This window comes from Cryobacterium adonitolivorans (assembly GCF_004402695.1).
GTDB lineage: Bacteria > Actinomycetota > Actinomycetes > Actinomycetales > Microbacteriaceae > Cryobacterium > Cryobacterium adonitolivorans.
This window is the reverse complement of sequence record NZ_SOFL01000033.1, coordinates 142981-158027: the sequence shown is the minus strand read 5'-3', so window position 1 is coordinate 158027 and position 15047 is coordinate 142981. Positions and strand designations below refer to the sequence as shown.

Genomic DNA, 15047 nt, shown 5'->3' with positions numbered 1-15047 from the left:
CTCACGAATCAGACCGAGATGCGAGAGAATGTCAACTTATCCACAAGCGAATATCGAAACTTATTTCGCAGCGAAAGGACGGCTCGCGTGGTCTCGACAGGCTCGACCAACGGGAGGGTTGCGTCCTCGGGGACGACTCACGGGGGCTTACTTCGGCAAACTCAGCTCGGCGTCGACGAGCTCGACCAACGAGATTGCCGAGTTCCTGGGATCGGGTCGCGGGGCTCGACGCGCTCATACCAGCGGAAGCGGGCGCTTGGGGGGGGGTCGTGACGCGCTAGACGGCGTCGACGTAGCGGGCGTAGGCCGCCACGGCGAGCGCCGTGGCCGACGAGGAGTCAGTAGCGCCGGCGGCGGTCACAGTGAGCCAGACGCCATCCGCCAGCAGCGTCACCGTGCAGCCGTCACCACTGCACCCGGCGAGCGCCTGCACACCGGATGCCGGCCAGCGTGCGCCCGATTCAGCCGAGAGGTCGATCGGGTCCAGCGCCGCGGTGGAGACAGCAACGCCGGGCGGCATGGCCGTCCAGGACCCGCGGCCGGGCAGGATCATGAGCGCAACCCCGGGGGAACCGGCCTCGGTCGACCATGCACAGCTCACCAGGCCGCCGCGGATCTGCCCGGCCACCGCCAGCGAACCAGGCTCGCCGAGGTCGAGAGCGTCAACACCGCTCGGGTCGTTGAGACCGGCGGACGTCGTGAGATCGTGCGGGCTGAGGAGGTATCCGCACTCGGGTCGCGTTGGACCGGCCGGCCGGGCCAACTTGAGGGAGGCCACGGAGTCGGTCACGGTGCGGGCATAGGCCAGTAAGGCAGCCGGATCCGGCTCGGGCGTGCCGACCGAGATCGAGAGCCAGGTCGTCCCGACCAGAATCTCGGCCCGGCAGCCCTGCCACTCCCCGCCCCGGCATCCGGTGAAAGCCTGGTCGCCCACGTCGGCCGGCAGCATGTTGTTCAGGCCGTCGTTGGAATCGGACTGGACCCGCGCAAACTCCGCGGCAGCGTCGGGCAGCATCGAGACCGACACCGCGGGTCCGCCCGTCGCCCCCGCGGCCAGCGCATAACGGCACTCGTAGTGGCCGGCAGACCGCAGGGCCTCAGCCGCCATCATCTCGCTGACTGTCGCCGTCGCCGGGACCGTCGTCCCATCCGTCGACCACTGCGCGGCCAGTTCGTCCGCCCGCACACCCAGCACCTCGGCGGCTCCGGTTACGGGCACCACGGTGGCGCAGTCGAGCAGCACAATCTCGTCGCCCACCCCGGCCACGACGATATCGCCGGGGGTCGGGGTCGAGGGATCCGGCCCGGCGGCACAGCCGGCCAGCAGCACGACCAACGCCAGAGCGGCGATCCGTGCGGCAGCACCCCGATCGAGTTCGCGCATGCCCCGTTGCCGCCGTCGTCGCATGGTCCCCATGCGCCTCACCCTATGGCTCCGTCGCGGCACAACGGCGATTGACGGCACCCCCCGAACAGGACCCCCGAACAGGACCCCCGAACAGGAATACCGCGGACGCGGCGCCGGCTCCGGACCCACAGGGGACACGATCGGACGACATGGCTACGCTGAAGTTATGAACCTTCCTCCCGTCGCCGCCCGGAAGCCCACGCGGCGCATCCACCACAACGATGTTTTCGTCGACAACTATGAGTGGATGCGCGACAAGGACACCCCGGAGGTCACCGCGCACCTTACGGCCGAGAACGACTACACGGATGCCCGCACCAGCCACCTGGAGCTGCTGCAGGAGCAGATCTTCGAGGAGATCAAGGACCGCACGCAGGAGACCGACCTCAGCGTCCCGGTGCGCCGTGGGCAGTGGTGGCATTACACCCGCTCGGTGGAGGGGCAGGAGTACGGCATCCACTGCCGCGCGCCCATCAGCGGCTCGGACGACTGGACTCCGCCGGTGATCGAACCGGCGACCGGCACGAACGCGGGCGCATCCGCCCCTGGCCTGCCCGGCGAGCAGGTTCTGCTCGACGACAACGCCGAGGCCGCTGGCCACGACTTCTACTCCCTCGGCAGCTTCGACGTCAGCGACGACGGCACCACGCTGCTCTACGCCGTGGATGTCGAGGGCGACGAGCGCTACACGGTGCGGGTGCGCACCATCGCGACCGGCGAGAACCGTGGCGACGAGATCCCGAACACCAGCGCCGGGGCGCTCTTCGACCCCAGCGGTCGTTACGTGTTCTACACGACGGTCGACGACGCCTGGCGCCCCGACACTGTGTGGCGCCACGAGGTCGGCACCCCGGTCGAGGCAGACGTCACCGTGTTCACCGAACCCGACGAGAGATTCTGGGTGGGCGTCGGCCGCTCGCGCAGCAACCGCTACCTCATGATCGAGGCCGGCTCCAGCGTCACCAGCGAGACCTTCCTGCTCGACGCCGCCGACCCTACCGGCGATTTCACGGTGGTCTGGCCGCGGCGCGACAACGTGGAGTACGACGTGGAGCACGCCGTCATCGACGGCGAGGACCGCCTACTGATCGTGCACAACCACAACGCCGTGAACTTCGAGCTCGTCAGCGTCCCGGCCGGCGACCCGCAGGACGAGGGCCGGGTGGTCCTGCCGCACAGCGAGCGCATCCGCCTGGAGAGCGTGGACGCTTTCCGCGACTTCGTTGTCGTGGAGTACCGCTCCGACGGCCTCACCCGGGTGGCCTACGCCACCAAACGCGGCGGCGGCCTCACCGAGATCAACTTCGACGAGGAACTCTTCTCGGTGGGCACCGGCGGCAACCCGGAATGGAACCAGCCGACCATCCGCCTGGGCTACACGAGCTTCGTGACCCCTTCGACGGTCTACGACTACGTGGTCGCCACCGGCGAGCTGCGCCTGCTCAAGCAGCAGCCGGTGCTCGGCCACTACGACCCGACCCTCTTCGAGCAGCGCCGAGAGTGGGCCCTGGCCGCCGACGGCACCCGGGTGCCCATCTCCATCGTCTACCGCAAGGATCTTGTCGAGCCCGGCACCCCGGCGCCGACCCTGCTCTACGGCTACGGCTCCTACGAGATCAGCATCGACCCGTCGTTCAGCATCTCCAGGCTCAGCCTGCTCGACCGGGGCATGATCTTCGCGGTCGCCCATGTGCGCGGCGGCGGTGAGCTCGGCCGGCTTTGGTACGAAAACGGCAAGACTCACCAGAAACGCAACTCATTCACAGACTTCGTCGCCTGCGCCGAGCACCTCATCGACTGCGGCTACACCTCGCCGGACAAGCTCGTCGCCGAGGGGCGCAGCGCCGGCGGCCTGCTGATGGGCGCCGTCGCGAACATGGCGCCGTCGCTGTTCGCCGGCATCCTCGCCGGGGTGCCGTTCGTCGACCCGCTCACCTCGATCCTCGACCCGAGCCTGCCGCTCACCGTGATCGAGTGGGACGAGTGGGGCGACCCGCTGCACGACGCCGAGGTGTACGCCTACATGAAGTCGTATTCGCCGCTGGAGAACGTGCACCAGACGCATTACCCGCGCATCCTCGCCGTCACCAGCCTCAACGACACCCGGGTGCTCTACGTGGAGCCGGCCAAGTGGGTGGCCCGGCTGCGCGAGGTAGGGGCGGATGCGCTCCTGAAGACCGAGATGTCGGCCGGCCACGGCGGAGTCTCTGGGCGTTACGCCGGCTGGCGTGAGCGGGCGTTCGACTACGCCTGGCTGATCGACGCGGCCGGGGCGCATCCGTCTGGCGAAGGCGAATTCGCCTCGCTGAGCAACGCGGACGGCGGCGCTGCATAGCCTGCCCGGCGGGCGTGCCGTCGGACCCTGGCCTGCGGGAGTTCACGACGCAGTAAAGTGAGCACGTCGCGGCATTGTGCGCGAAGGTACGTGTCTTGGAGGGGGGACTCGACGGTGAGGTCTGCGTCGTCGATCCTGCGTTCCCAGCCGCGACTGTCCCGCGCCGACTACGTCGTGTTCGGCGGCATCGCCGTATTGCTGCTGGCCAACCTCACCGGCCTGGTTTTCCAGGGAAACGGGTTCAACCCGCTCGTTCACGGCTGGCTGGCCGTGCTCAGCCGCTGGGCAGCAGTGGCGTTGGTCTGGCTAGCCGTCAACCGGGTGCGCCTCACGCGACCCGACATCCTCCTCGCGGCGGCTGCGGTGACGGCGCTGGCCGTGGGCGACACCGCTTACAGGCTGTTGCCCGACGATGGCACCGGCGCCACGCCCTCGCTCTCCGACACCGGCTACCTGCTGTTCTATGTCTTCATGGTGGGTGTGCTCGTCGTGATAGCCCACCGCTCATTGCGCGCGCAGGCCTGGCCGGTGCTCCTCAACAGCGCCCTCGGCGCGCTGGGCGCCACCTCGGTGCTCGCTGTGCTGCTCTCCCCGCCCCTCGAGACGGCGCCCGGCACCCCATTTTCCGGCCCGGCTTTCCTGAGCACGGCGTTCCCCGTGCTCGACCTGCTGCTTATCGCGGCCCTCGGGGGCATCGCTGCGATACCGGGCAGGGTGCGGGGCCGCTCCGGGCTGATGCTGGCGGCCGGTCTGCTGCTCTTCGCGACGGCCGATACCGTCTACGCGCGGCAGCTGCATGTCGACTCGGAGCTCATCGGATCGGCTCTCGACGGCGCCTGGGCGATCGGCTTCGCGCTGATAACCGCGTGGGTGCTCGCTTCTGTGCGCCGCGACGACCTGCCGGGACGCTCGGCGAGGTCCGCCGCCTGCGACGGCACCGCATACGGCGCCACGTCGGTGACGGCTCCGCTGGCGGCCACGGCCGCCGGCCTTGCCGTGTTGCTGCTGGCCAGCCAGACCCACGTCCCGGTGCTGGCCGTCGGCCTGGCCGGCGCCACCCTGGCCCTGGCCGCGATCCCGCTGGCCTTCAGGCAACGCCACCTGCACTCCCTCTCGCGCACCGACGAGCTGACCGGGCTGCGCAATCGTCGGGCACTGGCCGTGGATGTCGCTACCCGGCTGCGCGCTGTCGACGCACGGCCGAGCGCACTGCTGGTGCTGGATCTGGACAGGTTCAAGGAGGTCAACGACAGCCTCGGTCACGAAGCGGGCGACCTGCTGCTCGAACAGATCGGCGCCCGGCTGGCCGGCGCCCTGCAGTCCGGTGATCTGTTGGCCAGGCTCGGCGGCGACGAATTCGCCGTTCACCTGCACCACGCCGACCGCAAACGCGCCACGGCCATGGCCCGCCGGTTGCGCCTGGTGACCGCACGGCCCCTCGTGATCGACGGCCTGAGCCTCGAGATCGGGTTGAGCATCGGCATCGCGCTCGCGCCGGAACACGGCTCCGACCTGAGCGGGCTGATGCGCAAGGCCGACATGGCCATGTACGCGGCGAAATCCAGCCGGGTGGGCCAGCACGTCTACTCCCCCGGCGACGACAGTAACGACAAAGCCCGCCTGCGCACCCTGCACGAGCTGCGCGTCGCCCTGGCCGAGAACCAGCTTCTACTGCACTACCAACCCAAGGTGCACCTGCCCACCGGCACGGTGCCGGGCGTCGAGGCGCTGGTGCGCTGGAACCACCCGACGCGGGGGCTGCTCTATCCCGCCGCGTTCCTGGACGTGGCCGACAACGGTGGACTGATGCGGGCCCTCACCCGGGCGGTCCTCGAGCTCGCCCTCGACCAGGCGGTTCTCTGGCAGGCCCAGGGTCGAACGGTGACGGTGGCGGTGAACCTGTCGTCGCGGTCGCTGGCCGACTACCAGCTCGCCGGGATCGTCATCACGATGCTCGCCGACCGGGGGCTGCCCGGATCCGCGCTCATGCTCGAGGTCACCGAGGAATTCCTGCTGGTGGACCACGACCGCGCCCGCAACATCCTGCTGCGCCTGCGCAAAGCGGGTGTGATGATCGCCGTCGACGACTTCGGCACTGGCTACAGCTCCCTCGCCTACCTGCGCGACCTGCCGATCGACGAACTCAAGCTCGACCAGTCCTTCGTCATCCCGATGCTCGACGACGAGAGGGCGTCGGCGCTGGTCGCGTCCTCGATCCACCTCGGCCACAGCCTGGGCCTGCGCATCGTGGCCGAGGGCGTGGAGACCGCGGAGGTGCTCGACCAGCTGGCACGCTTCGACTGCGACGTGGCCCAGGGCTATCATCTGTCCCGCCCGATTCCCGCGGCGGAGTTGGAGCGCTGGCTCGACGCCCGCACGGCGGTCCCGGCCGGGATGCGGGCCATCAGGTAGCCACCGGCTCCGGGTGTGCCGGGCTCACGGGTCGGAATAGAGTGGCCCCGAGCGAAGGAGTACAGCATGCAGATCGACAGGGTCGAGCTGGAACCGCGCACCCTGCTGGGAGTGCACGAGAGGGTGATGATGGCCGACCTCACCGAGTATTTCGGGCGGGCCTTCGAGGTGTCGGCTGCGGCTCTGGCCGCCCAGGGCCTCGCTCCCGCCGGTCCGCCGGTAGCGCTGTATCACGGAATGCCCACCGACAGCATCGACGTCACCGCGGGTTTTCCCATCGTCGGACCCGCCCAGGCCACTGCCGGCGTCGTCGTGACCGAGCTGCCGGCCGGCGCGGCGATCGCGAGCATCTACACGGGGCCCTACGACGGGATGACTCGCACCTACGACCAGATCGCGGCCTGGCTACGGGAGCACAACCTCACCCCCCGCGTTGACATGTGGGAGGAATACCTCGCCGGCCCCGAAACCAATCCGGACCCTGCAACCTGGCAGACCAGGATCGTCTTTCCGCTCGCCTGAGCGGATCCCCGCCGCCCGGCCCGGGCGTCGGCCCCGCTGTCGGTGCTGCGTGAGACCATTGAGCCATGCCGCCCGCCGCCCCACCGCCCCGCCCCGCCGCGGGGGGAACAGCCGGCTGGAAGTCGGCCGTTGAGGCTCTCACCGGACAGACGCCGGCGGAGCCGACTCTGCCGACCATCGCCGAGGCCGGCGACGGCGCCCGCACGGCCATGGGACTACTCTTCGAGTTGCGCGAACAGACCCCGCGCACCAACGACCGCTGGCGCGGCGCCACCGCCGTGCGCGCCTCGGCCACTCGGGCCAGGGCCGGCGCCATTCGGCTGGGCGTGCGCCCGGTTCTCCGCAGCGACTCCGGCAAGTGGGTGAAGTCCACCATCACCTGGAGCAACGTGGGCTATCAGCTCAACCGGCAGAACCTCAATGTGGAGCAGCACCGCTGGTTCTGCCAGTTCGTGCCGCTGCACCGGGTCGACCGACCGGTCTACAACGGGCAGGACACCGAGTGGCTCTACCTCGACGAGTTCGAGAGCCCACTGCTCTGGCACCTGCTCGCCGAAGCGCAGCGGCTGGGCATAGGCCTGGCCGGCAGCCACAAGGACGCCGTCGTGACGGTGGGAGCCACGGCGAGTGTCCTGCTCGATGCCGTGCTGACTGCCGAGGACCTCACCCTCTCCCCCGTGCTCAGCATCGACGGGCACCGGCATCCGGTCGGCGATGCCGGAGCGTTGGGCGAGCACGGTGTGTACGCGTACAGGCTCGGCGTCGACGCCGCCATCGTGCTGGCCCCGAGCATCGAGCCGCTCAGTCCCGAACAGCGCCGCCTGCTCGGCAGCACCGGCGACCGAGCCGCGCCCGCGCCCGGCCTGGTGGTGCCGGCCGGCGAGGTCGACGAGTTCCTGCGCGAGTACTACCCCAGCCTGCGCCGCAGCCTGCCGATCACCAGCGCGGATGCCTCCATCGCGTTCCCGCCGCCGCCCCCGCCAGTGCTCGTGCACACCGTGAGCTTCGAACCGAAACAGGCCGTGCGGCTGGACTGGCAGTGGCAGGGCGACCGTGACGAGCAGGCCGAGGTCGAGGTCCTGGACCGGGTGAACACCGCCCTGCCCGACCTGTCCGCACCGGCCGACCCGGCCGCGCCGACCGTAACCCTCAAGGGCCTGCCCGCCGCGGAATACACCGACCAGACCCTGCCCAGGCTCGACGCGATTCCGGGGGTGCGCGTGCAGCTGGTCGGCGAGAAGCCGGACTACCACGAGCTCACGGGCACCCCGCAGCTGATCGTGACGACGGTGGAGACCGAGAAGCGCGACTGGTTCGACCTCGGCGTGATCGTGAAAATCGACGGCCGCAGCGTCCCGTTCAACCCGATCTTCACGGCCCTCGCGAAGGGGCGCAAAAAACTCCTATTGGTGGACAACAGCTACCTCTCGCTGACCCAACCGGTGTTCGACAGGCTGCGTGAACTCATCGAGGAGGCCAGGGCACTGGCGGAATGGGAGACCGGGCTGCGCATCAACCGGCACCAGGCCAGCCTGTGGTCGGACTTCGAAGACCTCGCCGACAAGACCGAACAGGCCGTGTCGTGGCGGGCCGCGGTGGGCGGGCTGTTGCAACTCGAGCGGGGTCACGCGGATGCCACGGCCCTGCCCCGGGCCACGCCGTTGCCGGCCGGGCTGAACGCCACCCTGCGCCCGTACCAGCTGGCCGGGTTCGAGTGGCTGGTCTTCCTCTGGGAGCACGGCTTGGGCGGCATCCTCGCCGACGACATGGGCCTGGGCAAGACACTGCAGGTGCTGGCGCTGCTCAGCCATGCCGTGCAGCACCCCGCGACCGCAGAGCCCCGCCGACCGTTCCTGGTCGTGGCGCCCACCTCCGTGGTTTCCAACTGGCTCGCCGAAGCAGCCAGGTTCACGCCGGGCCTCCGGGTCGGCGCCGTGACCAGCACCCAGGCCACCAGCGGCCGCAGCCTGGCCGATCAGGCCCAGGGCGTTGACGTGCTCGTCACCTCCTACGCGCTGTTCCGCCTCGACTTCGCGGCGTACCAGGCGCACGGCTGGGCGGGGCTGATCCTCGACGAGGCCCAGTTCGTGAAGAACCGCACCTCGCAACTGCACCGCTTTGCCCGCGACCTCGACGTGCCCTTCAAGCTGGCCGTCACCGGCACGCCGCTGGAGAACAACCTGCTCGAACTCTGGGCGCAATTCGCCATCGTGGCCCCCGGCCTGTTCCCGTCGGCGCGGCGCTTCACCGAGGAGTACCTGCGCCCGGCCGAACGCAAGGTGCGCTCCCAACGCGAGCTGATCGAGCGGCTGCGGCGGCGCATCCGCCCGCTGATGCTGCGGCGCACCAAGGATGTCGTGGCCCGCGACCTGCCGGCCAAGCAGGAGCAGGTGCTGCGCATCGACCTCGATCCGGAGCACCGGGAGATCTACGACACCTTCCTGCAGCGCGAGCGGCAGAAGCTGCTGGGCCTGATGGACGACCTGGAGGCCAACCGGTTCATCGTGTTTCGGTCCATCACGCTGCTGCGGATGCTGAGCCTGGATGCGTCCCTGGTCGACGAGCAGTATGCCGCCGTGCCCTCGAGCAAGCTCGATGCGCTGTTCGAGCAGCTCGACGAGGTGGTCGCCGAGGGGCACCGGGCGCTGATCTTCAGCCAGTTCACCTCGTACCTGGCCCTGGCCGCCGCCCGCCTGGACGCGCGGGGCGTGCGGTACAGCTACCTCGACGGCTCGACCACCGACCGGCCCGGCGTCATCGACGAGTTCAAGACCGGGGACGCGCCGGTGTTCCTGATCAGCCTCAAGGCCGGCGGGTTCGGCCTCAACCTCACCGAAGCCGACTACGTCTTCCTGCTCGACCCCTGGTGGAACCCGGCCAGCGAGAGCCAGGCCATCGACCGCACCCACCGCATCGGCCAGACCCGCAACGTGATGGTGTACAGGCTGGTGGCCGCCGACACCATCGAGGAGAAGGTGATGGCGCTCAAGGAGACCAAGGCCAGGCTCGTGGAGGCGGTCCTCGACGACGACGCCGTGTTCGCGGCGGCCCTGACGGCCGACGACATCCGGGGCCTGCTCGAGCCCTAGCCAGCCCGCGAACTGTGAGAAAAGCCCCAAGAATTCGAGATTCCTGGGGCTTTTCTCTCAGTTCGCGGAACGGGCTACTTGACCAGGGCGAAGCCTCCGGTCCAGCCGATGGAGGAGCCGGCGGCGAGGGTGAGCTGCAGGAATCCGAGGGCCTCGAGTTCGCGGGCGCGCTTGAGGGCGCCGGCGTCCAGGGCGAGCACGCCACCGGCGATCAGCAGGGCGATGAGGGCTTCCTTGGCGGATGCGTCGTCGCCGGCGACGAGCACGGTGGTGGGGGCGACGCCGTTGACGCCGCCGGTGGCCAGGGTGGCGGCGAAGGTGGTGTTGAAGGCCTTGAGCACCCGGGCGCCGGGAACCGTCTGGGCGATCACCTGGGCGGCCGAGCCGTCCGCCGGCACCACGAGCGAGTCGAAGGTGGCGAAGTCGAGCGGGTTGCTGATGTCGACGAGGATCTTGCCGTCGAGCTGACCGGCGTACTGGGCGAGAACCCCGGCCACCGCCGGGTACGGCAGCGCAAGAACCACGATCTCACCGGTGAGGGTATCGCCCGCGACACCCGACACGACGGACGCGCCGGCTACTGCCGCCGCTGCCGCCGTCTTCTCGGCATCCTGCGCGAGCAGCTGCACGGACGCGCCGCCCGTGGCCGCGATCGTAGCGATGGCGGTTCCCATGTTGCCTGCCCCGATGATGCTGATGCTTGTCATGACGTACTCCCTCTCGCCCTGCGGCGAATAATTGGTTGTTGATACAAGTAATGTATCGGCTTTTACTTGTCGCGTCAACCAAACCCTGATGTGCTTGATAAGCTAGCCCTATGGACACGAACGAAACGCCCGCCGTGCAGGGACTCAACCAGGCCCAAATGCACGCCTGGCTGCGTTTTGTCGCCGTGGTGGAACTGGTCCCCGGCCTGCTCGACTCCCAGTTGCAACGCGACTCCGACCTGAGCCACTTCGAGTACTACGTGCTTGCCATGCTGTCCGAGGCGCCCGACCAGACCCTGCGGATGACCGGGTTGTCCTCGATGACCAATTCCAGCTTGCCCAGGCTCTCGCACGTGGTGCGCCGGCTCGAAGACCGCGGGCTCGTGCGACGCACCCCGTGTCCGAGCGACCGGCGCGCGACGAACGCCAGCCTCACCGACGAGGGCTGGGCCGTCGTGCAGGCCGCGGCGCCCGGGCACGTGCGCACGGTGCGGGAGAACGTGATCGACCCGCTCACCGACGAGCAGATCGCGCAGCTCGATGCCATCTCGAACCAGCTGCTGATGAAGCTCGATCCCACCAACCGCCTCAATCCCGGGGTCCCGAAGGGGGTCTGAGCGATGCGGATCACCCGGCTCGAACCCGGCGAGGTCTTCGTCTTCGGGTCCAACGCGGCCGGGCTGCACGCGGCCGGGGCCGCCGCGCTCGCCCACGAGAGGTTCGGCGCGGTCTGGGGCCAGGGCCACGGGCTGCACGGGCAGTCGTATGCGATCAACAGCATGAGCGGGCTGGCCGTGCTGCAGCACGAGGTGACCGGCTTCGTCTCTTTCGCCGCCGAACGTCCGGAGCTCAGGTTTCTGGTGACCGAGATCGGTTGCGGCATCGCCGGCTATACGCCAACCGAGGTCGCACCGTTCTTCGCCGGGGTCGGCGCCAATGTGGTGCTGCCGGAGCGATTCGCGGAGGAACTCGGGCGCTGAGCCAGCGCTCTACTTCGACAAGCTCAGCACGGCGTCGACAAGCTCGACCAACGAAAACCCTAGCCCTCGACGAGCTCGATGAAGGCGCTCAGCTGCGCGAGAGTGCCGGCGTTGTGGGGCAGGGCATCCGTGAGAGCGGGCGAATAGAGCAGGTACGCCGCCCACTGCGCGCGCGAGATGGCCACGTTGAGGCGGTTGGCCAGCAGCAGGAACTCGAGCCCACGCGGCACCTCCTCCGCGCTCGATGCGGCCAGCGACACTATCGCCACGGCCGCCTCACGGCCCTGGAACTTGTCGACCGTGCCCACGCTCACATCGTGCCAGCCGCCCTGCGCCAGCCGCTGGCGGATCACCTCGACCTGCGCGTTGTACGGGGCGACGACAATGAGATCATGCTGGCCAAGCGGGGTGCTCGCGCCGTTCACGGTCCAGGCGCGCCCGAGCAGCGAGCCGATCAGCCCGGCCACGACGTCGGCCTCCTCTGGCGACGAGGTGGAGTTGAGGGTGTGCGGCACCGGCAGCGGATGCAGGCCGGGTTCGACGCCGTCGAGGTGCCGGGCGGCGGCCTGGGATTCGAGCTTTCCCTCATAGGAGAGCCTGGAGACCGGCGCACACACCGCGGGGTGCATGCGCCAGCTCTTGGCCAGGAAGTAGCCGAACTCGGCCGGGAGCACATCGTGCCCGTCGGTGAGCCAGCCGAGCGCCGAGACGTCAACGGGCTCGGGATGCGAGCCCTGGCTCACCTGCGGCAGCTGCTGCGGGTCGCCGAGCAGAAGCAGGCGCCGGGCAGCGACAGCGGAGGCGATGGTGCTGGCCAGCGAGAACTGGCCGGCCTCGTCGATCACCAGCAGGTCGAGCGAGCCCGGTTCGATACGGACGGCGTTGCTGAAGTCCCAGGCGGTGCCGCCGAGCACGAAGCCGCCGGCCTGCCCGGTGAACTCGGTGAAGCGGTTGGGCGCCAGCGCGGTCCAGCCGTTCTCCCGCGGTTCCTCCCCCGCCTTGGCCTTCTTGCCTACCTGCCCGGATGCGAGTCCCGCCTTGAGCACGGCGCTGAGCATGTTCTCCACGGTAGCGTGCGACTGGGCGACCACGCCGATCTTCCAGCCGTGGTCGCGCACGAGCTCGGCGATCACCCGGGAGCCGGTGTAGGTCTTGCCGGTGCCGGGCGGGCCCTGCACCGCCAGGTACGACCGGTCGATGCTCAGCAGGCTGTCGCGGATGGCCGTGGTGATGTCGGTCGAGCCTGTCGACGCCGTGCTGAGCTTGTCGAGGTGGACCAGACGAGGAGCCCGCCGCCGCAGAATGTCCAGCGCCGCATCCGGCAGCATCGCCGGCAACGCGTCGAGCACCCGCTGCCCCCACTCCGCGATCGCCGGCACCTGGGTGCCGGGCGGCGGCGGTGTGGCCGGGGTCAGCGCCATCGGCAGCTGGCCGTAGGCCTCTCCCCCTCGGCCGAGCTTCTCGGTGACGTAGAGCACCTCTTCGCCGGTGGCCTCATCGACGAGCCCGGTGATCTCGGTGCGCTCGTGCGCCACCCGGGAGCCGGGCTCGCCGGTCTGTGCGAGTGGAGGGTATGGGGCGTCGTAGAGCAGGAAGGGTTTCTGGCCGATCCTGAGCGAACTTCCCGGCGCCGGCTCGCCCTCGATGCGCAGCACCCTGGACAGGTTGCGGTCGCGGCCCACCAGTTCCCAGTCGCGTTCGACCGTGGCCCCCGCCACGATCAGCACGTCGCGGGTGGCCGACCACTCGTCGACGGGGTTACGCAGCCTGTCGAAGTGCTCCTGCCAGAACTTCTTGCCCTCCCGGCGGTGGTAGTCGATGGCGGCGGAGGCCAGGGCGATCGCGGTCTGGTCGGCCGTGCGGTCACCGGGTTCGGCATCCGCCACCTCGGCCGCAAGGGCCAGGTAGACCGGGCTGGGCTCGCGCATCGGGATGTCGAGCGCCAGGTCTCTGGCGGCCGCCCGCGGGATGCCGGCCTCGTCGGCGCGGGCGAGTAACCAGTCGCGCAGGCGCAGCGTGGAGAGGCAGTCGTATTCGTTGTAGTCGGCGATGGCGTCGAGCTTGGCCTGGGCGGCATCCGTCTGCCCGGCCCGGAACAGGTCGCGGGAGTCGGCGTACTCGGTGATGGAGTCGGCGGCGTTGTCGACGCCCTCGCGGTGCTCGTCGCCCATGTAGAGCGGTTCGAGCTTCTTGATCGAATAGCTGCGCGAGCCCACCCGCAGGCTCTTCTTGACCACGGGGTAGAGGTCAACGAGCACGTTGTCGCGGAGCAGGTCGTCGACGGCGTCTTCGCCCACGCCGTGCCGGGCGGCCAGCGAGAGCAGGTGGGTGCGTTCGTAGGCGGCGTAGTGGTAGATGTGCAGGGCGGGATGCTGGGCGCGGCGCTCGGCCACGTAGGCCAGGAAGTCGATCAGGGCCTGACGTTCCTCGGCGTAGTCGTGCGCCCAGAAGGGACGGAAAGTGCCGTCGTTCTCGATCAGGCCGAAGAGGTAGTCCAGGCCCCACTCCGGCCTATCGGTGCCGGCGGCGCTCTCGCTGTAGAGCGGGTCGCCCTCGAAGTCGAAGAAGATGTCGCCGGCGTCGGGCTCGGGCAGGGCGCCGAGCGCGATCGCGTTGTAGACCTCGAACGCGGGGGCATCGGCGTGGCCGGGCTGCCTGCCGGCGAGCTGGCTGGACTGCAACTGCAGCCTGGCCTGGGCGCGCAGGGCGACGGCCGTGGCGTCTACAAGACCGTCGACCGGACCGGCGCTCGCGGCGAGGGCCTCGATGGTGGTCAGGCCGGCGCCCCGCAAGTGCCGGCGCTGGGTGAGTCGCATGCCGGCGACGAGCAGCACGTCGCGGTGCGCCTCCACCTCCACGGAGCAGGCCGCGCAGCGCCCGCAGGCCGCGTATCGCGGGTCGCCCCACGGAGTGGGCGCCGGGTCGGCGATCCGTTCGTCAATCAGGCGTTCGAGCCGGGCGCGGCGCTTGCGGTAGACCGGGAGAATGTCCCGCAACCGGTGCGTGCTCGTGCGTCCGTCGCCGAGCAGCAGGTGCACGTGCTCGCCGGTGCGGATGCCGAGCCTGTCGAGCTGGTCGCTGTACGCGGCCACCTGCAGCAGCGCGGTGATCTTCGCGGAGCGCGCCAGCTTGGTGTCGTAGACCTCGTAGGCGCCGTCCTCGGTGCGCATGATGAAGTCGGCGAACCCGACGAAGCGGCCGTCGAAGAAGGTGGCCTGGAAGAGCACGTCGGCCCCGGCCCGGAATTGCTCCGCCGTCGCGGCGGCCGCCTCCGGCAGGTCCCGCATCGACGGGCGAGCGAACTCGACCACGTCGCGGCTCAGTCGCAGCCGTTCGAGATAGCGCAGCTCGTGCTCGTCGCCGAGCGCGCCGGCCCGGCGCAGCATAGCGTCGCCCTCGTCCGGCACGGTATCGATGCGGCCGAGCTTGGCGTCGAGCTTGCGCATCACGGCCCACTCACAGCCCGCGGCCGAGCCGAGGTCGCTCGCACTGAAGATCACGGTTGACTGTGCGGTCGAATCGAGCAAGAACACGAAGGCGCCTCCACCTGCTGGGTTGTGGTCAGGTTACCGGAGGCCACCGACACCGGGCCGC

Annotated in this window: 9 protein-coding genes; 6 read left to right on the top strand and 3 right to left on the bottom strand. The window is 69.6% G+C overall.

Going from position 1 to position 15047, the window contains the following annotated elements:
* Positions 1–277: 277 nt before the first annotated feature.
* Positions 278–1384, bottom strand: a complete 1107-nt coding sequence (locus tag E3O42_RS10060) for a hypothetical protein (RefSeq protein ID WP_134453804.1) — start codon at positions 1382–1384, stop codon at positions 278–280.
* Positions 1385–1574: 190 nt separating this feature from the next.
* Here E3O42_RS10060 and E3O42_RS10055 point away from each other — a divergent pair, with 190 nt between their 5' ends.
* The 4 genes from E3O42_RS10055 to E3O42_RS10040 all read left to right on the top strand — a co-directional run bounded on the left by E3O42_RS10055 (position 1575) and on the right by E3O42_RS10040 (position 9766).
* A complete protein-coding gene (locus E3O42_RS10055; RefSeq protein WP_134453803.1) occupies positions 1575–3743 on the top strand; it encodes a S9 family peptidase in 2169 nt (722 codons plus the stop codon).
* Between the two features lie 114 nt (positions 3744–3857).
* Entirely contained in the window at positions 3858–6155 is a 2298-nt protein-coding gene (locus E3O42_RS10050; protein WP_134453802.1) for a putative bifunctional diguanylate cyclase/phosphodiesterase, read from the top strand.
* A 66-nt stretch (positions 6156–6221) separates the two neighbouring features.
* Positions 6222–6677, top strand: coding sequence for a GyrI-like domain-containing protein (locus tag E3O42_RS10045; RefSeq protein ID WP_134453801.1), 456 nt, complete (start codon positions 6222–6224; stop codon positions 6675–6677).
* Positions 6678–6742: 65 nt separating this feature from the next.
* Positions 6743–9766 carry a DEAD/DEAH box helicase gene (locus E3O42_RS10040; protein ID WP_134453800.1) on the top strand — a complete coding sequence of 1008 codons (3024 nt, stop codon included), beginning with the start codon at positions 6743–6745 and terminating at the stop codon, positions 9764–9766.
* A gap of 74 nt (positions 9767–9840) precedes the next feature.
* On the opposite strand, the gene E3O42_RS10035 is transcribed toward E3O42_RS10040, so the two are convergent.
* On the bottom strand, positions 9841–10473 hold the full coding sequence (locus E3O42_RS10035) for an NADPH-dependent F420 reductase (RefSeq protein WP_134453799.1): 633 nt from the start codon (positions 10471–10473) through the stop codon (positions 9841–9843).
* A gap of 110 nt (positions 10474–10583) precedes the next feature.
* Between E3O42_RS10035 and E3O42_RS10030 the strand changes: the two genes are divergently transcribed.
* The gene (locus E3O42_RS10030) at positions 10584–11090 is read left to right on the top strand and encodes a MarR family winged helix-turn-helix transcriptional regulator (protein WP_134453798.1); all 507 of its coding nucleotides are present in this window, start codon (positions 10584–10586) and stop codon (positions 11088–11090) included.
* A 3-nt stretch (positions 11091–11093) separates the two neighbouring features.
* Positions 11094–11453 (top strand): A1S_2505 family phage non-structural protein, encoded by a 360-nt coding sequence (locus E3O42_RS10025; RefSeq protein WP_134453797.1) that lies wholly within the window; start codon positions 11094–11096, stop codon positions 11451–11453.
* A 59-nt stretch (positions 11454–11512) separates the two neighbouring features.
* Here the strand turns inward: E3O42_RS10025 and E3O42_RS10020 are convergent, their stop codons facing one another.
* Positions 11513–14986, bottom strand: a complete 3474-nt coding sequence (locus tag E3O42_RS10020; RefSeq protein WP_241984752.1) for a TM0106 family RecB-like putative nuclease — start codon at positions 14984–14986, stop codon at positions 11513–11515.
* Positions 14987–15047: the final 61 nt, after the last annotated feature.

What these genes read in the sequence shown, in the direction of transcription:
- E3O42_RS10055 (WP_134453803.1), top strand. Translation starts at nt 1,575, where the DNA reads ATGAACCTTCCTCCCGTCGCCGCCCGGAAGCCCACGCGGCGCATCCAC.
- E3O42_RS10045 (WP_134453801.1), top strand. Translation starts at nt 6,222, where the DNA reads ATGCAGATCGACAGGGTCGAGCTGGAACCGCGCACCCTGCTGGGAGTG.
- E3O42_RS10035 (WP_134453799.1), bottom strand. Translation starts at nt 10,473, where the DNA reads ATGACAAGCATCAGCATCATCGGGGCAGGCAACATGGGAACCGCCATC.
- E3O42_RS10030 (WP_134453798.1), top strand. Translation starts at nt 10,584, where the DNA reads ATGGACACGAACGAAACGCCCGCCGTGCAGGGACTCAACCAGGCCCAA.
- E3O42_RS10025 (WP_134453797.1), top strand. Translation starts at nt 11,094, where the DNA reads ATGCGGATCACCCGGCTCGAACCCGGCGAGGTCTTCGTCTTCGGGTCC.
- E3O42_RS10040 (WP_134453800.1), top strand. Translation starts at nt 6,743, where the DNA reads ATGCCGCCCGCCGCCCCACCGCCCCGCCCCGCCGCGGGGGGAACAGCC.
- E3O42_RS10060 (WP_134453804.1), bottom strand. Translation starts at nt 1,384, where the DNA reads ATGCGCGAACTCGATCGGGGTGCTGCCGCACGGATCGCCGCTCTGGCG.